The sequence below is a fragment of the Saccharopolyspora sp. NPDC002578 genome (genome assembly GCF_053592695.1).
This window is the reverse complement of the sequence record NZ_JBSFWJ010000013.1, coordinates 1-18099: the sequence shown is the minus strand read 5'-3', so window position 1 is coordinate 18099 and position 18099 is coordinate 1. Positions and strand designations below refer to the sequence as shown.

8 protein-coding genes are annotated in these 18099 nt (G+C 71.9%); 6 read left to right on the top strand and 2 right to left on the bottom strand.

Annotated elements, in window-relative coordinates; translation table 11 throughout:
• Positions 1-14: 14 nt before the first annotated feature.
• Positions 15-899 carry an ROK family protein gene (locus ACWD38_RS09040; RefSeq protein WP_450123782.1) on the bottom strand — a complete coding sequence of 295 codons (885 nt, stop codon included), beginning with the start codon at positions 897-899 and terminating at the stop codon, positions 15-17.
• Between the two features lie 253 nt (positions 900-1152).
• Here ACWD38_RS09040 and ACWD38_RS09035 point away from each other — a divergent pair, with 253 nt between their 5' ends.
• Together ACWD38_RS09035 and ACWD38_RS09030 are read left to right on the top strand one after the other, a co-directional pair.
• Positions 1153-2025 carry a shikimate dehydrogenase family protein gene (locus ACWD38_RS09035; protein ID WP_450123781.1) on the top strand — a complete coding sequence of 291 codons (873 nt, stop codon included), beginning with the start codon at positions 1153-1155 and terminating at the stop codon, positions 2023-2025.
• A gap of 243 nt (positions 2026-2268) precedes the next feature.
• Positions 2269-4275: a carbamoyltransferase family protein gene (locus tag ACWD38_RS09030; protein ID WP_450123830.1), complete on the top strand. Its 2007-nt coding sequence runs from the start codon at positions 2269-2271 to the stop codon at positions 4273-4275.
• 396 nt (positions 4276-4671) lie between these two features.
• Here the strand turns inward: ACWD38_RS09030 and ACWD38_RS09025 are convergent, their stop codons facing one another.
• On the bottom strand, positions 4672-5103 hold the full coding sequence (locus ACWD38_RS09025; protein ID WP_450123780.1) for a type II 3-dehydroquinate dehydratase: 432 nt from the start codon (positions 5101-5103) through the stop codon (positions 4672-4674).
• Positions 5104-5341: 238 nt separating this feature from the next.
• Between ACWD38_RS09025 and ACWD38_RS09020 the strand changes: the two genes are divergently transcribed.
• The 4 genes from ACWD38_RS09020 to ACWD38_RS09005 all read left to right on the top strand — a co-directional run.
• On the top strand, positions 5342-6514 hold the full coding sequence (locus ACWD38_RS09020) for a DegT/DnrJ/EryC1/StrS family aminotransferase (protein ID WP_450123779.1): 1173 nt from the start codon (positions 5342-5344) through the stop codon (positions 6512-6514).
• Positions 6511-7644: a Gfo/Idh/MocA family protein gene (locus ACWD38_RS09015; protein WP_450123778.1), complete on the top strand. Its 1134-nt coding sequence runs from the start codon at positions 6511-6513 to the stop codon at positions 7642-7644. The genes ACWD38_RS09020 and ACWD38_RS09015 overlap by 4 nt, the downstream gene beginning before the upstream one ends.
• 114 nt (positions 7645-7758) lie before the next feature.
• Positions 7759-8454, top strand: coding sequence for an HAD-IA family hydrolase (locus tag ACWD38_RS09010; RefSeq protein ID WP_450123777.1), 696 nt, complete (start codon positions 7759-7761; stop codon positions 8452-8454).
• 217 nt (positions 8455-8671) lie between these two features.
• Positions 8672-18099: SDR family NAD(P)-dependent oxidoreductase (locus tag ACWD38_RS09005; RefSeq protein ID WP_450123776.1), on the top strand; the 9428-nt coding region annotated here is incomplete at its 3' end.

Sequence of the window (18099 nt, the reverse complement as noted above, 5' to 3'; positions counted from 1 at the left end):
CCCCGGAAAGGGGATCACCCGTCCTGCTCCGCGAGCAGCAGAGCACCCATCAGTGACGACCTCGCGCCGAGCGTCGCCGCGGCGACCGGTGGCGTCGGATGCCCGGGGCGCGCCAGCGCGGCGACCTGGTCCGCCACGGATTCGGTGAATCCCGGCATCCCGGCGGCGAAACCGCCCCCGACGAGCACGACGTCGGGGTGCAGCAGTTCGCTCACGCCTACCGCGGCGGCGGCCAGGGCGGCGCAGCCGTCGTGCACGGTTCGGCGAGCCCACGGTTGCCCGTCCAGCCAGGCGGCCCGAAGATCGTCGAACTCGACCGGTTCGCCGCGCAGTTCCCCGGCCCGGCGCAGCATCGCCGGTCCGGACGCGATCGATTGCAGGCATCCGCGGCGCCCGCAACCGCACCGCGGGCCTGCTCCGGTGGCGATGACCAGGTGTCCTATCTCGCAGGAGCCACGTCGTGCTCCGGGGACGAGACGCCCGTCCAGCACCGCTCCGCCGCCGACGCCGGTGCCCACGCCGAAGTACAAGGCGTCGGCGCATCCCGCGTGGTGGGCTTCGGCGAGCGCGGCCAGGTCCCCGTCGTCCGCGGTGCGCACCCGCGTTCCGGGGAAGAGCTCGGCGAGCAGGCCCGTCCAGTCCAGCCCGACCCAGCTCGGTCGGTTCGGCCAGCTGGTGACGGTGCCGGACGGGTCCACTGTTGCGGGAAACGCGATGCCGGCACCCGCCGGGGTGCCGGTGGCGTCGAGCGCTCCGGCGACCGCCGCGCGGAGCAGTGACAGGTCCTCGTCCAGGCTCGCGCTCGTCGGCCACCGGACCACGTCGTCGTACCGGACGGGTCCTCCGGTCGAGCGCAGCGCGACCTTGGTCCCGCCGATGTCGATCGCGAGCAGTGGCATGGGAGTCCTCCCGGCGTTGAACGGCACGCGGGGCCGGGCGTCGACACGGCTCGTCGCTCGTGGCACCAGGTCATTGAACGCGCCGGACATCCCCTTCGACCCCCCTGGTCACCCCTGAATTCCGCCCGGCGGCGCAGAAGGCGGCCCTGCGGGCCGGGTCTCCCGCCGGATCGCTGGTAGACGGAGGAGCAGCCGGATCCGAGCACCATGCTGGTTCCGGCGGCGCCGTCGATTTCCACGGGAGGGTCGTCGCATGTCGATTTCGGGCAACACCCGGCTGTACGGGGTCCTGGGCGATCCGATCGGTCAAGTGCGAGCCCCGGCCCTGCTCAATCCGCTGCTGGCGGGGTTCGACGCGGTCCTGGTCCCGATCCGGGTGTCCGCGCCCGACCTCGCCGCCGTGGTCGAGGGGCTGGCTCGGGCCGGGAACGTGGACGGGTTGCTGGTGACGGTTCCGCACAAGGCGGCGATCTGCGGTGTCGCGGCGGAACTGGGGCCGATGGCCGGGCTGGTGGGGGCGGCGAACGCACTGCGCCGCCGTCCGGAGGGCGGATGGCTGGCGGACAACTTCGACGGGATCGGGTTCGTGCGGGGGCTGCGGGCCGCCGGACATGAACCGGCCGGACTGCAGGTGGGGATCGTCGGTGCGGGAGGCGCGGGCAGCGCCATCGCCGCGGCCGTGCTCGACGCCGGTGCGGCGGAGACGGTCGTGTCCGACGTGGACGGTGCGAGGCGCGGAGGGCTGGTGGACCGGCTGTGCTCCGCATGGCCGGGACGGGCCCGCGCAGGCACCGCGTCCGCGCTGCGCGAAGCCGACCTGGTGATCAACGCTACGCCGCTGGGCATGCGGCCCGGTGATCCGCTGCCGCTGGATCCGGAGCGGTTGGCGGCGGGTTCGGTCGTGGCCGACATCATCATGAGCCCTCCGGAGACGGCGCTGCTGCGCGCTGCGGCGGCCCGCGGCCTCGTGGTGCACCACGGACGGCACATGCTGGACCACCAGGTGTCCTGCTACCGGGAGTTCTTCGGTTGGCAGCAAGAGGATTCACTGGTGGAGCGGGTACCCGACGAGATCGCCGGAGTACCACCCGCGGGCGAAGTGCGGCGTGCCGGCCACCTGCGGTGACGGCCGGCCCACGCGTGAGGGAACCGAGCCGCCCCGACCGTCGCCGCGTTACCGGTTGATGGACGTTCGCTGGAGAGAACGCCGGTTCGACGCCGAGGCACCGGGGCTAATCTGTGGCTGATCGCGCCGCCCGCCGCACCGCGCGGGTCGCTCTCCGCCGACTCGTCCTGTTCGGACTTCCCGCGTTGTGGCGCCACGTATCGGTGTTCGGTTCCCTCGATTCGGATTGGTTCGGTGAACGACATGCTGGTGCTCGGACTGAACGGGAACTTCTCCCCGGCGGAAACCGACCTGGTACCCGGAATGCCGGAGTTCTTCAGCCACGACGCGGCGGCCTGCCTGGTCCACGACGGGGAGCTCGTCGCGGCGGTCGAGGAGGAGCGCTTCAACCGGATCAAGAAGACCACCAAATTCCCGGTCAACGCGATCCGCGCCTGCTTGGCCCGGGCGGGTGTCACGCCGGCCGAGGTCGACGCGGTGGCCTACTACTTCCCCGAGGAGCACGAGGACATGGTGCTCAACCAGCTCTACACGGAGCACCGCGGAGTGCCGATCCGCTACACGCGTCAGCTCATCAAGGACTGGCTGCACGCCGAGTTCGACTGGGACCTGCCCGACGACAGGCTGCACTTCACGCCGCACCACCTCGCGCATGGGATGTCGACCTTCGTGCGCTCGGGGCTGGACGAGGCGCTGGTCGTGATCCTGGACGGGACTGGCGAGGAACATTCGGGAACGGTCTACCGAGGTGATCGGGGGAAGCTGGAGAGCCTCGCCACGTACTCGATCCCGAAGTCCCTGGGCATGTTCTACCTCAACGCCACGCAGCAACTCGGTTATGGCTTCGGCGACGAGTACAAGGTGATGGGCCTCGCGCCCTACGGCGACCCCGGTGCTTACCGGGAGATCTTCGAAGGCTTGTACTCCTTGCAGGACAAGGGGAATTACGAACTCGGCCCCGGGAACCTGGGGTTGAACATGGTGGGACCGGCGTTCCTGCCGCACGGCTTCCGCCCTCGGCGCAAGGGAACGGAATTCGGCCAGGAGCACAAGGACTTCGCGGCCGGCGCGCAGCAGATGATGGAGAACATCGTGCTGCACGTCCTGGCGCACTGGGCGGAACGCACCGGATTGCGCAAGCTGTGCTTCGGTGGCGGGGTGGCGCACAACTGCAGCCTCAACGGGGTGATCCTGCGATCCGGGTTGTTCGACGAGGTGTTCGTGCACCCGGCCTCGCACGACGCGGGCTCGTCGGACGGCGCGGCGCTGGTCGTGGAGTACCAGGGCGGTTCGCGGGCCGCGCCCGCGCGGCTCCGCCGAGCCGACCTGGGGCCGGACCTGGGCAGCGAGGCGGAAGTGCGGCGATCCCTGTCGGCGTGGTCAGGGCTCGTCGAAGTGGAGCACGCCGCCGACATCGTGGAGGTGGCCGCCGGGTTGCTCGCCGACGGTGCCGTGCTCGGATGGGCGCAGGGCGGTTCGGAGTTCGGGCCGCGGGCGCTCGGGAACCGCAGCATCATCGCCGACGCCCGGCCGCGGGAGAACCAGACCAGGATCAACGCGATGGTCAAGAAGCGGGAGAGCTTCCGGCCGTTCGCCCCCGTGGTCACGCCCGAAGCCCTGCACACCTACTTCGAGGTTCCGGACGCGAAGGCCGACTACGACTTCATGTCGTTCGTCGTGCGGGTGGCCCAGGAACGGCGCGAGGAGCTCGGCGCGGTGACCCACGTCGACGGGACGGCGCGGGTGCAGGTCGTCGATCCGGGCGGCAACGAGCGGTTCCACCGCTTGGTCACCGCGTTCGGCGAGCTCACCGGAACACCCGTGCTGCTGAACACTTCGTTCAACAACAACGCCGAGCCGATCGTGCAGACCGTGGACGACGCGGTGACCACTTTCCTCACCACCGCTCTCGACTACCTCGTGGTCGAGGACTTCCTGATCCGTCGCCGCCAGGCGGGACCCCCCGCCGTCGACGGCCTCGTCGTGCACTTCCGCCCGATCACCAGGTTGGACCGCAGCCTGCGGATCGACCCGAACGGGCGACCGCAGCGGACCCACCAGATCTACCTGGAATGCCCCGGAGGGCCGCGGGCGGATGTCTCACCTGAGCTGTTCGCCCTGTTGGAGCAGGTCGACGGGCGCACCACGGTCGCCGCCTCGGCCACCGTCGTCGGTGGGCTCAGCGCGGCGGTGCGCACCGAGCTGCACAGCCTGTGGCAGGAGCGGTTCTTCCACCTGCTCCCGGAATGATGGCGCGGAAGGGTGTTGCCTGCGTCTGGTCCCTGACCTGTGTAGGGGTGGGGTGGCGGAACCTCAGCGTTCTTCTCGCTGCGGGATCTTTTTCCCGAGTGGCCCCGCCACGAGGGAAAAAGCCGTCCTCGCGAGAAGAACGCTGAGAACCCGCGGCGATGCCGGTGGGCATGGTGGTCGCTGCTCAGCGGCTTCGCCGCTGACAGGACGGGCCGAGAACTTCGCCGCTCGGGTGGATGTCGTCTGTCCTGATGGGAGTGCATCGGCGCGACTTCGGTGACCGCAGCGCCGGCTCGCGCGGCTTCTCCACGCAAGTTCCCCGAGCAGCCCGGCTGCTCGGGGAACCGGCTTCGTTCCGGGCCTGAGCACCGGGGGGCCTGCCGCGCCTGCGGCGGATCAGTCGTCGAGGTCGAGCAGCGCCCTGGCCGCGAGCCGGTAACCGCGGTGGCCGAGCCCGGCGATCATCCCGGTGGCCACGGGGGCGAGCACGGATTCGTGTCGGAAGCTCTCCCGGGCCCAGATGTTGGACAGGTGCACCTCGATCCACGGACCGGGGTAGTTCGCCAGCGCATCCCGCAATCCCCACCCGGCGATCATCAGCGCGCCGGGATTCACGATCGCGCCCTCGGTGTCGTAGCTGTCCTGGATCGTCCGGATGAGGTCGCCCTCCGCATCGTGCTGGTGGGCCCGCAGCGTCCAGCCATGACCGGCGATTTCGGCGGCGACCGAGCGTTCGATGTCGGCGAGGGTCTCGGTTCCGTAGATCTCGGGTTCCCGTCGGCCGAGGATTCCCAGGTTCGGTCCGTTCAGCAGCAGCAGCTCGGGCATCGCGTCCTCAACTGTGGTGGCTTCGGGAATCGTTGTCCCGCAACGGATTGTGCCAACTACGGCGGCGCGGGCAACAGTGCGATCAGGTGACCCGCGAGGACCGGGGTGATGCGGGGGTGCGTAGGGGGTGAGCGCGGGCCCGTCGCGTGGTTAACGTCCGATCCAGTCCGGCGGACCGGTGCCGCCGGCCTGGCGGGTTCCCGGTCGGTCGACCGGCCCGAGGAAGGAGCGACGGCGGATGACCACGACTGCGGATGGCGGAGAACGACTGCAATTCCCGGAATGGCCGCAATTCGGCGACGACGAGCGGGTCGGCCTGATCCGCGCGCTGGAACAAGGCCAGTGGTGGCGGATGGGAGGCAGCGAGGTCGACTCCTTCGAGCGGGAGTTCGCCGAGCACCACGGGGCGCGGCACGCGCTCGCGGTGACCAACGGCACCCATGCGCTGGAACTGGCTCTCGAGGTGCTCGGTGTTCGTCGCGGGGACGAGGTCATCGTGCCCGCGTTCACGTTCATCTCCTCGTCCCAGGCGGTGCAGCGGCTCGGTGCGGTCGCGGTGCCGGTGGACGTCGATCCGCACACGTACTGCATCGACGTGGCGGCCACCGAGTCGGCGATCGGACCTCGGACCCGGGCGATCATGCCGGTGCACATGGCAGGGCAGTTCGCCGACATGGACGCGTTGGCGAAGCTGGCCGCCGACGCCGGTGTTCGGCTGCTTCAGGACGCCGCGCACGCGCAGGGCGCGCAGTGGCAGGGCAGGCGGGTCGGCGAACTCGACTCGGTGGCGGCGTTCAGCTTCCAGAACGGGAAGTTGATGACGGCAGGCGAGGGCGGCGCGGTGCTGTTCCCGGACGCCGACCTCGCCCAGGAGGGGTTCGTCCGGCACAGCTGCGGACGTCCGCGCGAAGACCGCGGGTACTTCCACCGCAGTTCCGGATCGAACTTCCGGCTCAACGAGTTCTCCGCCGCCGTGCTGCGTGCCCAGCTGGGCAGGCTCGACCAGCAGATCCAGCGCCGCGAAACGCGCTGGCCGGTGCTGCGGGAGCTGCTGGAGGCGATCCCCGGCGTGGTGCCGCAGGCCGAGGACCAGCGCACCACTCGCAACCCGCGCTACATGGCGATGTTCCGGGTGCCCGGTATCAGCGAGCAGCGGCGGGCCGCGCTCGTCGACGCCCTCGTGGCCCGTGGAATTCCGGCCTTCGTCGGATTTCGCGCCGTGCACCGGACCGACGCGTTCTGGGAGACCGGTGCACCGGACGCGACGGTGGACGAACTGGCGCGCCGTTGCCCGAACGCGGAGGAGCTGACACACGATTGCGTGTGGCTGCACCACCGGGTGCTGCTGGCGGAACCGGAGCAACTGCACCGCCTGGCTTCCGTGCTGTCCGAGCTGGTCAGCGGGTCATGAACCCGTCATCGGGCACCGGCCCCCGGACGGCTTGGCCGGTGCGGGTCGCCATGGTCGGACTCGGGTGGGCGGCGCGATCGATCTGGTTGCCGCGGCTGCACGCGCATCCGGCGTTCACGGTCGCCGCCGCGGTCGACCCGGACCCGGCGGCGCGCACCTGGGCCGCGGCGGAGGGGATGCCGGTGCTGGCCGCGCCCGGCGAACTCGATCCGGCAGACGTCGATCTCGCCGTGGTGGCCGTGCCGAATCACCTGCACTGCCCGGTCGCGGTGGGCCTGCTGGAACAGGGCATCCCGGTGTTCTTGGAGAAACCGGTGTGCCTGAACGAGGAGGAAGCCGATCGGCTGGCGGCGGCGGAACGGCTCGGCGGGGGGCGGCTGCTGGCGGGCAGCGCGGCGCGCTGCCGCGCGGACGTGCGCGCGCTGCACGACCTGGCAGGCCGGCTCGGAGCGCTCCGGTACGTCGACCTGACGTGGACGCGCGCGAGCGGGGTGCCGGACTCCGATGGCTGGTTCACCCGGCGTCGCCTCGCCGGGGGCGGTGCGCTGGTGGACCTCGGCTGGCACCTGCTCGACGTCGCGGCGCCGCTGCTCGGCGCGGGTGCGCCCACCCGGGTGATCGGGACGACGTCGAGCGACTTCCTCACCCGGCCCGCCGCTCGCGCCGCCTGGCGGCCGGCCAACGCCGCGGGCGGGCGCGCACCGAGCGGTGACGTGGAGGACACCGTTCGTGCTTTTTTGGTCACCGACACCGGAATCGCGGTGTCGCTGCGGGCGAGCTGGGCTTCCCACGAGCCGTGCGACGTCACCTCGATCCGGGTGGAGGGCGACGCGGGTGCGGCGACCCTGCGCTGCACCTTCGGATTCAGCCCGAACCGGGTGGCGAACCCGGAACTGGTGCTCCTGCGATCAGGTCATCAGGAGCAGATCCCGCTTCGGCCGGTGCCGGTCGGCGCGGAGTACGACCGGCAGCTCGACGAGCTGCCCGTGCAGCTGGCCGATCCGACGGGCGCGGGACGGGCGGTCGACGAAGCGCGGCGCACCGCGCGGATCGTCGACGGCGTCTACGCCTCGGCCGCCACCGGCCGCGAAGTTCCGCTCGGCGACGCCGCGGCTCCGGTGGCCCTGTGAACCCGCCCATCCCGGTTCCTGCCCGTGCACGTGCGTCGGAAATCGAACTGCGGTCGGAAAAGCGCCACGGCTCGGGGGTTCCCGGAAAGACCCGTCCAGAAAGGACTCCTTCGAATGGACACCGAACACACGACCGGGCGGCCCGGTGCCCGAATCCCGTTGCGCGCCGTGGTGTTCGACCTGGACGGCGTGCTGGTGGACAGCTTCGACGTGATGCGCCAAGCGTTCACCATCGCCTATGCCGAGGTGGTCGGCGACGGCCCTGCTCCGTTCGAGGAGTACGGCAAGCACCTGGGCAGGTACTTCCCGGACATCATGCGAATCATGCGGCTGCCGCCCGAAATGGAGGAACCGTTCGTCCGGGAGAGCTATCGGCTGGCTGACCGGGTGGAGGTGTTCGACGGAGTTCCCGAGGTGCTGCGGACGTTGCGGGAACGGGGACTCGGGCTGGCCGTGGCCACCGGTAAGAGCGGTCCCCGCGCCCGTTCCCTGCTCGACCGTCTCGGCCTGCTGCCGCTGTTCGACCACGTCATCGGGTCAGACGAGGTGGCGCGTCCCAAGCCGGCACCGGACATCGTGCTGCGCGCGCTCGCGTTGCTGGACGTGCCGCCCTCGACCGCGATCATGGTCGGTGACGCGGTGACCGACCTGGACAGCGCCCGCGCCGCAGGGGTGCCCGCGGTGGCCGCGTTGTGGGGCGAGACCGACGAATCCGGGCTGCTGAGCCGGGACCCGGACGCGGTGCTCAGGTCCCCGGCGGAGCTGCTCACGAGTTTCCCGACGCGGGCGGAGACGTCCCCGAAGGCGTGACCCGGCAGGAAGCGGCGGTGCCGATCGGGCGACCGCGATGCGGTCGGCCCATGCCAGGAGCGGAACTTCCGCCACCACCGGTCGAGCGGCACGTCCCGGAAGCCCTAGGGGGCGATGAGGGGGGTGAGCGACGGCTGTTCCGGGGCAGGCTGTCGTCGAGATGCACTGCTCGCGTCTCTCCACTTCTGGCCGTGACCCGATCGAGAGGTGTGGTGACGTGCTGCGTACCGAGCTGATCCGTCCGCTGTCCGAACTCCTGCGCGAGCACGCCGATCGCTTCGGGGCCAAGCCCGCCTATCGCGACGCCCGGCGCGTGGTCGGCTACGCGGATCTGGAGGCGCGCTCGCGGCGGTTGGCCGGGCACCTGGCCGACCTCCGCGTGCAGCCCGGCGACCGGGTGGCGCTGCTGCTGGGAAACCGGGTCGAGGCGGTCGAGAGCTACCACGCCGTCACCCGCGCCGCCGCGATCGGCGTCCCGATCGGCCCGCGGTGCACCGATCCGGAGCTGACGCACGTGCTCGACGACAGCGGCGCGCGGTTGGTCATCGCCGACGCGGCGCACGTCGACCGGCTGCAGCGGTTGCGGGAGAGCCGTCCGGGCCTGGGCGTGCTGGCGGTCGCGCCGGCCGCCGAGCTGCCGCCGGACGTGCTGTCGTTCCCGGAACTCGCCGCTGCCGAACCGGACGTCCCGGCCCGCGACGACCTCGGCCTGGACGAGATCGCCTGGATGCTCTACACCTCCGGTACCACCGGCGCCCCGAAGGGCGTCCTGTCGACCCAGCGCAACTGCCTGTGGTCGGTGGCGGCGTGCTACGCGCCGGTCCTCGGGCTGTCGCCGGAGGACCGGGTGCTGTGGCCGCTGCCGCTGTTCCACAGCCTTTCGCACATCGCTTGCGTGCTGGCGGTGACCGCGGTCGGTGCCTCGGCGCGGCTCGTCGACGGGTACTCGCCGGACGAGGTGCTCGACGCCCTGCACGAGGACCGGTCCACCGTCTTCGCCGGAGTACCGACGACGTACCACCACCTGGTGCGGGCGGTCCGCGACAAGGGCTTCCGAGCGCCGGCGTTGCGAGTGGGGCTCGTCGGCGGCGCGGTCACCACCGCGGAACTGCGCGGCGAGGTCGAGCGGACCTTCGACATACCGCTGATCGACGCCTACGGCAGCACCGAGACGTGCGGATCGATCGCGGTGAACTGGCCGACCGGCTCCCGGGTCGAGGGCTCCTGCGGCCTACCGGTCCCCGGCCTGGGCGTGCGACTCGTCGATCCTCGCACCGGGCAGGACGTGGCGACGGAGGCGGAAGGCGAGGTGTGGGTGCACGGGCCGAACGTGATGGCCGGCTACCACAACCAGCCGGAGGCGACGGCCGCGGTGCTGCGCGAAGGCTGGTACCGGACCGGGGACCTGGCCCGCCGGGACGAGTCCGGGTACCTGCGCATCACCGGCCGGATCAAGGAGTTGATCATTCGCGCGGGCGAGAACATCCACCCCGGGGAGGTGGAGGAGGTGCTGCGGACGGTTCCCGGGGTCGCGGACGTCGGGGTCGCCGGCAAGCCGCACGAAGTGCTCGGCGAAGTGCCGGTGGCCTTCGTCGTGCCGGGCCCGCGGGGCCCGGACCCGGCGGCGATCTTCGAAGCGTGCCGCGAGCAGCTGTCGGGGTTCAAGGTGCCCGAGGAGCTCTACGAGATCGACCGGGTGCCGCGCACGGCGTCCGGGAAGATCACCCGGCACGTGCTGCTGGAGCTGCCCGCTCGGCTCCTCGCCGCCGGCGGTCAGCTCGACTCGGTGTTCCGGACGGAGTGGGTGCCGCGGGCATCGGTGCGGTCCGGCTCGGATTCAGCGGAGCAGTGGGCGGTGGTGGGCGGCCCGGAGATCGCCGAAGCGCTGGCGGACGGGTTCCCGGTGCGGAGGTTCCCGGACGTGGCCGCGTTGCGGGACGCGTCAGTGGTGCCGGACGTGGTGGTGTTCGCCGCGGCGGAGTCCGGTGAGGTGGCGGCGTGGCTGGACGACGAGCGGGCGGCGGGCGGCCGGGTGGTGGCCACGACTCGGCGCGCGGTGTCGGCCGGCGAATCGGACGACGTCCCGCTACCGGGTTCGGCCGCGTCGTGGGACCTGCTCGGCGCGGTGCAGGCGGACCGGCCCGGGCGGTTGGTCCTCGTCGACCTCGACGCCGCCGCGTCCGCGCGGGCGCTCCGCACGGCCGTGCACTGCGGTGAGCAGCAGCTAGCGGTCCGAGCGGGAGTGGTGCTGGCACCCCGGTTGGCCCGGACGTCGGCGTCCGCGGGCGAGGCGGCGCCGGTCGTCGGAGGTGGCGCCGGCACGGTGGTGGTGACCGGAGCCCACCTCGCACTGGCGGCGATGCTCGGCAGGCACCTGGTGGCGGCGCACGGCGCCCGGCACGTGCTGCTGCTCAGCCCCGGGGGGCGACGCGACCGCGATGCGGTCGAGCTGGCCCGCGCGTTGCGGCGAGCCGGGGCGGCCGTCGCTCTGCGCTCCTGCGAGCTCGCCGATCGGGCGGCTCTCGCGGCGGTGCTGGCCACCGCCGAACGGCCGGTCCGCGCGGTGGTGCACGCGGACCCCGGCCAGTCCGATGCGGACAGCTTGCAGTCGTTGCACGAGTCGATCGTCGGCGTGACCGCGTTCGTGCTGTGCTCGCGAGCGGCCGACTGCGCCGGCCTGGTGACGGGACCCGCCGCCGCCGACGCGCTGGCACGACGGCGTCGCGCGGACGGGCTGCCCGCGCTGTCGCTCACCTGGGGGCCTAGGGAGGGCGACACCGGTGTGTCGCCGGACCTCGGTGCGCTGACCGACGAGCAGGTGGTGGCGGCGTTCGACGCGGCGCTCACCACCGGGCAGCCTGCGCTGTCGGCCACCAGGCCGTCGTTCTCCTCGAACCGGCGCGTTCCGCCGCTGCTCAGCGAGCTGATCGACGACTCCGCCGCACCGTCACCGGACGCGTCGAACGCCGCCGCGCTGCGCCGCCGGATCGGTGCGCTGTCCGAAGCGGAGCAGGAGCGCGAGCTGCTGGACCTGGTGCGGGCAGCGGCGGCCCGGGTGCTGGGAGTGGATCGAGTGGCCGCGGACCGCTCCTTCAAGGAAGCCGGATTCGGTTCGGTGGCCGCCGTGGAGTTGCGCAACCTGCTCGTCGGGGCGACGGGCCTGCGACTGCCCGCCACGTTGGCGTTCGACCACCCGACACCGTCGTCCACCGCGAAGATGCTGCGCGCTGAACTCTGGGGTGACGCGGACCGATCGTCCGAAAAGGACGGTGAAGTGCGTCCGGTGTCGCCGGTGGACGACCCGGTTGTGGTGGTGGGCGTGGGGTGTCGTTTTCCTGGTGTGGATTCCCCGGAGGACTTCTGGGAGTTGGTGCGCGACGGCGTGGACGCGGTGTCGGATTTCCCGAGTGACCGGGGTTGGGATCTGGGTTCGTTGTTCGATCCGGATCCGGATGTGTCGGGTTCGAGTTATGTGCGGTGTGGTGGGTTTTTGGGTGATGTGGCGGGTTTTGATGCGGGGTTTTTCGGGGTGTCGCCGCGGGAGGCGGTGGCGATGGATTCGCAGCAGCGGTTGTTGTTGGAGGTGTCGTGGGAGGTGTTCGAGCGGGCGGGTGTTGATCCGAGTTCGTTGCGGGGCAAGGACATCGGCGTGTTCACCGGCTTGATGCACCACGACTACGGCAGCGGGAACCGAGGGCACGACGAGGCGGGCGAGGGACACCGCAGCACCGGTACGGCGGGCAGCGTCGCTTCGGGCCGGGTGTCTTACACGTTGGGTTTGGAGGGTCCGGCGGTGACGGTGGACACGGCGTGTTCGTCGTCGTTGGTGGCGATTCATCTTGCTGCGCAATCGATCCGCCAGGGCGAGTGCTCGATGGCGTTGGCGGGCGGCGTCACGGTGATGGCCTCTCCGGACACGTTCGTCGAGTTCTCCCGGCAGCGGGCATTGGCCCCGGACGGCCGGTGCAAGGCGTTCGCGGCGGCGGCCGATGGCACCGGCTGGGGCGAGGGCGTCGGAATCCTGCTGTTGGAGCGCCTTTCGGAAGCCGAGCGCGGCGGGCACCGGGTGTTGGCGGTGTTGCGCGGGTCGGCGGTGAACCAGGACGGCGCGTCGAACGGGTTGACGGCGCCGAACGGCCCGTCGCAGCAACGCCTGATCCGGCAGGCGCTGGGGCGGTCCGGGCTCTCCGCCTCGGATGTGGATGTGGTGGAGGCGCATGGGACTGGTACGCGGTTGGGTGATCCGATCGAGGCGCAGGCGTTGTTGGCGACTTATGGGCAGGGTAGGTCGGTTGATCGGCCGTTGTGGTTGGGGTCGGTGAAGTCGAACATCGGTCATACGCAGGGTGCTGCGGGTGTGGCGGGTGTGATCAAGATGGTTTTGGCGATGCGGCATGGTGTGTTGCCGAAGACCCTGCACGTGGATGAGCCGTCCCGGGAGGTGGACTGGTCTTCGGGTGACGTCCGGTTGCTGACCGAGCAGCGGGAGTGGCCGGAAACGGGCCGTCCCCGGCGAGCGGCGGTGTCGTCGTTCGGCGTGAGCGGCACCAACGCACACCTGATCCTCGAACACCCGCCGGCCGGACCCCCGGTCGGCGGCCCCGGCCCAGGAGGCCCGGTCCCGCTGGTGGTCGCGGCGACGGGTGAACAGGCGCTGAGTGAACAGGGCGCCCGGTTGCACTCCTGGTTCGAGGACCGGCCGGAACTCGCACCGTCGGATCTCGCCCACTCGCTCGTGACGACCCGCGCCGCGCTGCGCGACCGGGCGATCGTGGTGGCGGGCGGCAGGCACGAGGCGATGGCCGGTCTCGCGGCGCTGAGCCGTGGTGAACCGGCCCCGAACCTCATCTCCGGGAAGTCCGATGTGGACGGACGTATCGCGTTCGTCTTCCCGGGCCAGGGAGCGCAGTGGACGGGCATGGCGGCCGACCTGGTGCGGTGGAGTCCGGTGTTCGCCGAACGCATGCGGGAATGCGACTCGGCGCTGGCGCCGCTGGTCGAGTGGTCGTTGTTCGACGTGCTCGACGACGCCGAGGCACTGCAACGGGTGGACGTCGTGCAACCCGCGCTGTTCGCGATCATGGTGTCGCTGGCGGAGTTGTGGCGTTCCGCCGGAGTGCGGCCGGACGTCGTCGTGGGCCACTCGCAAGGGGAGATCGCCGCCGCGTGCGTCGCCGACGCGCTGTCCCTGCCCGACGCCGCGCGGGTCGTGGTGCTGCGCAGCCGGATCATCGCCGACCGGCTCGCCGGCCGCGGCGGCATGGTGTCGGTGGCGCTGCCCGAGGACGACGTGCGCAACAGGGTGCGCGACCATCCCGGCTTGGAGATCGCGGCCGTCAACGGCCCGGCGTCGGTGGTGGTCTCGGGCGAACCGCCCGCGCTGGCGGCGCTGCTCGCCGAGTGCGAGGCCGCGAACGTGCGTTCCCGGCGCATCCCGGTGGACTACGCCTCGCACAGCGCCCAGGTCGACGAGATCCACCAAGAGCTGACGAGCGCGCTGCGCGGGCTCGAACCCCGGCCGCTGCGGGTGCCGTTCTACTCCACGGTCTCCGGGGAATGGGTGGACGGCACCGGCCTGGACGCCGAGTACTGGCATCGGAACCTGCGCCGCCCGGTCGGTTTCCACGGCGCCACCCGGGCACTGCTGGAGCACGGTTGCCGAGCCTTCGTCGAAGTGAGCCCGCACCCGGTGCTGACCGGCGGCGTCCAGGAATCGGCCGATGCCGCGGACGTGGTGGTGACCGGAACGCTGCGCCGCGACGAGGACGGGCCGGTGCGATTCCTCACCTCGGCCGCCGAGCTGCACGCCCGCGGTGTCCCGGTGGACTGGACGACCGCCACCGGCGGCCCGGGCACGCGGCGCGCGGAGCTGCCGACCTACCCGTTCCAGCACCGGCGCTACTGGCCGGGCCCGGCCCCGGTGGCGTCCGGTGTGGGCGCCGCCGGCTTGACCGCGGCCGAGCACCCGCTGCTCGGTGCGCTGGTCGGCCTGCCGGAGTCCGGCGGATTCCTCGCCACCGGCGCGGCATCGCGCACCGCGCCGCCCTGGCTCGGGGACCACGCGGTGGCCGGTGTGGTGCTGCTGCCCGCCACCGCCTTCGTGGAACTCGCCTTCCGCGCCGGTGCCGAGGTGGGTGCCGATGAACTGCGCGAACTCGTCGTCGAGCGTCCGCTGCTGTTGCCGGAGCACGGCGGCGTGCGCTTGCGGCTGACCGTGGACGACGCGGACCGCCACGGGTGCCGGCGGCTGTCGGTGTACTCGTGCCCGGAGGACGCGGACGCCTTCGAGTCCTGGACCCGTCACGCGCACGGCCTGCTCGCCCAGGAGCAGGCCGAATCCGAACCGGACGAGGCGCCCGGGGAGTGGCCGCCGCCGGGGGCCGCCGCCGTCGACATCGGCGACTTCTACCCGCGCAGGCACGACGACGGCTACCACTACGGACCGGCCTTCCGCGGACTCCGCGCGGTGTGGCGCCGAGGTGAGGAGGTCTTCGCCGAGGTCGCCCTGCCAGAAGACCAGCGACCCGACGCCGAGCGGTACGGCCTGCACCCGGCGTTGCTCGACGCGGCGCTGCACGCGGGGAACTTCTGCACCGCCGAGCAGGCGGCATCTGGACGGACCCCGTTGCCGTTCGCGTGGAACGAGGTGCGGCTGCGCGCGTCGGGCGCGTCGATGCTCCGCGTGCGCGCGACGCCTGCCGGGCGGGACGCGGTGTCGCTGCGGTTGTGGGACGGCACCGGAGCACCGGTCGCCGCGGTCGGTTCGCTCGCGCTGCGGCCCGTGGACACCGCGCACCTGGTCGCCGACGGCGGCCCCGGGCGCGACGTGCTCTTCCGGATCGGCTGGACCGAACTGCCCTCGTGCGACGGCGATGTTTCGACGGCATCGGTCCGCGCCGCCGAGGACCTGCGGCGGCTGGCGCAAGCCGAGGCGATCCCCGAGTTCGTGCTGGCCGATGTCGAGGAGGAACGCACCGGCGAGCGGCCGATCTGGACATCGGCGGCCTCGGCGTTGGAGCTCGTGCAGGCTTGGCTGGCCGAGCCGCGGTTCGAGGCGGCGCGGCTCGTGCTGGTCACTCGTGGTGCCGTCGCCGTGCACGGCGACGGCGAGCTGCGCGACCCGGCCGCCGCCGCGGTGTGGGGACTCGTCCGCTCCGCGCAATCCGAGCACCCGGACCGGTTGGTGCTCGCCGACGTGGACGCTCCTGGCGGGTGGGAGGCGGCGTTGGCCGGCGGCGAGCCGCAACTCGCCGTGCGGGCGGGCGTCGCGTTCGCGCCCCGATTGGAACGCGCCGGGGACGAGCCCGGACTGGTGCCGCCCGAGAACACCACCGCCTGGTGCTTGCAGAGCACGGGTGACACCGCCACCGAACTCGCCCTGGTTCCGGCGCAGGGAGCCCTCGGCCCGCTGGAGCCCGGGCAGGTTCGCATCCAGGTCCGGGCGGCGGGAGTGAACTTCCGGGACGTGTTGGTATCCCTGGACATGGTCCCCGGGCAGCGAGGACTCGGCGGCGAAGCGGCCGGAGTGGTGCAGGACGTCGGCCCGGGGGTCACCGAGTTCGGACCCGGTGACCGGGTGATGGGCACGTTCGACCGCGATTTCGGCGCGTTCGGTCCGGTCGCGGTCACCGATCACCGGCTGCTGGCGCGGATCCCGGCGGGCTGGTCCTTCCAGCAGGCCGCGACCTTCCCGATCGCGTTCCTCACCGCCTGCCTAGGACTGCACGACATCGCCGGTCTGCGGTCGACGTCGAACCCGCCTTCGGTGCTGGTCCACGCGGGGGCCGGCGGTGTGGGCATGGCCGCGATCCAGCTCGCCCGGCACGCCGGCGCCGAGGTGTTCGCCACCGCGAGCCCGGCGAAGTGGGACGTGCTCCGCGCGATGGGCGTCGACGACGACCACCTGGCGTCCTCGCGGACGGCGGAGTTCCGGGACCGGTTCCGCGCCACCACGGGCGGGCGAGGCGTGGACGTGGTGTTGAACTCGCTCACCGGGGAGCTCGTCGACGCCTCGCTGGACCTGCTGCCGCGTGGGGGCGCGTTCCTGGAACTGGGCAAGACCGATGTCCGCGATGCCGCCGCGATGCCCGCCGGGGTCGACTACCGGGCGTTCGACCTGCGCGAGGCGCACCCCGACGAGATCCGCCGGATGCTGACCGAGTTGGTGGAGCTGTGCGAGCGTGGCGTGCTCACGCCGTTGCCGTCGACGGCGTGGGACCTCCGGCGCGCGTCCTCGGCGTTCCGGCACGTCGCCCAGGCCAGGCACACCGGGAAGGTGGTGCTCACCGTCCCGCGCGAGCCGGACCCGGACGGAACCGTGCTGATCACCGGTGGCACCGGCACTCTCGGTGGTCTGGTCGCTCGGCACCTGGTCGCCGAGCGCGGGATGCGGCACTTGCTGCTCTGCGGGCGCAGCGGTCCGGCGGCGGAGGGCGCCGCCGACCTGGTGGCGGAGCTGACCGGGCTCGGCGCGGAGGTCCAGGTGGCGGCTTGCGACGTGGCGGACCGGGACGCCGTGTCCGCTCTGATCGCCGGAATCGCCGCGGAACATCCGTTGACGGCGGTGGTGCACGCGGCCGGGGCGTTGGACGACGGCGTGGTCGAGGCGTTGAGCCCTGAGCGGTTCGACGCGGTGTTCCGGTCCAAAGTGGACGGTGCGCGGAACCTGCACGAGTTGACCCGAGGGCTGGATCTGGCGGCGTTGGTGTTGTTCTCCTCGGCCGCGGGTGTGCTGGGCAATCCGGGGCAGGGGAACTACGCGGCGGCGAACGCGGCGCTGGACGGGCTGGCTCAGCGGTGGCACGCGGCAGGGGCGCCGGTGGTGTCGCTGGCCTGGGGCTTCTGGAGCGAAGCGAGCGGCCTGACGGCGCACCTCGGGCGCGCGGACCTCCAACGCAACCGGCGGGACGGCATGGTGGGCCTGGACTCGGCGACGGCGGTGGCGGCGTTCGACCTCGGGATGCGGGGGCCTGACCCGGTGCTGCTGCCTGCGCGCCTCGACCTGGTTGGGTTGCGGGCCGCTGGGGCGGTGCCGCCTCCGCTGTTGCGCGGGTTGGTGCGGCCAGGGCGTCGAGCATTGCCGAGAGCGTCCGATGACCGGGGCGTGGCGCGGCGGCTGACCGGGCTGGCCGAACCGGAGCGACGCCGGGCCCTGCTGAATCTGGTCCGGCAGCACGCCGCGACGGTGCTGGGGCATTCCAGCCCGGAAGTGATCGACCCGCGCCGGGTGTTCAAGGAGGCCGGTTTCGACTCGTTGACGGCGGTGGAGCTGCGGAACCGCCTCAGCACTGCCACCGGACTCCGCCTCTCGGCGACTGCGGTGTTCGACCATCCTACTCCGAACGAGCTGGCAGCCGCCTTGCAGGAGGAACTGGTCGGCGCACCGGCTGATCCGGTGCGCGCCGGATCAGGTCGGATTTCGGCTGACGTGGTCGATGATCCGGTTGTGGTGGTGGGTGTGGGGTGTCGTTTTCCGGGTGTGGATTCCCCGGAGGGGTTGTGGGGGTTGGTGCGCGACGGCGTGGATGTGGTGTCGGATTTCCCGAGTGACCGGGGTTGGGATCTGGGTTCGTTGTTCGATTCGGATCCGGATTCTTCTGGGTCGTCTTATGTGTGTGCGGGTGGGTTTTTGGGTGATGTGGCGGG

Coding starts and splice junctions, on each gene's coding strand:
- ACWD38_RS09040 (WP_450123782.1), bottom strand. CDS start 899: ATGCCACTGCTCGCGATCGACATCGGCGGGACCAAGGTCGCGCTGCGC.
- ACWD38_RS09030 (WP_450123830.1), top strand. CDS start 2,269: ATGCTGGTGCTCGGACTGAACGGGAACTTCTCCCCGGCGGAAACCGAC.
- ACWD38_RS09035 (WP_450123781.1), top strand. CDS start 1,153: ATGTCGATTTCGGGCAACACCCGGCTGTACGGGGTCCTGGGCGATCCG.
- ACWD38_RS09010 (WP_450123777.1), top strand. CDS start 7,759: ATGGACACCGAACACACGACCGGGCGGCCCGGTGCCCGAATCCCGTTG.
- ACWD38_RS09025 (WP_450123780.1), bottom strand. CDS start 5,103: ATGCCCGAGCTGCTGCTGCTGAACGGACCGAACCTGGGAATCCTCGGC.
- ACWD38_RS09015 (WP_450123778.1), top strand. CDS start 6,511: ATGAACCCGTCATCGGGCACCGGCCCCCGGACGGCTTGGCCGGTGCGG.
- ACWD38_RS09020 (WP_450123779.1), top strand. CDS start 5,342: ATGACCACGACTGCGGATGGCGGAGAACGACTGCAATTCCCGGAATGG.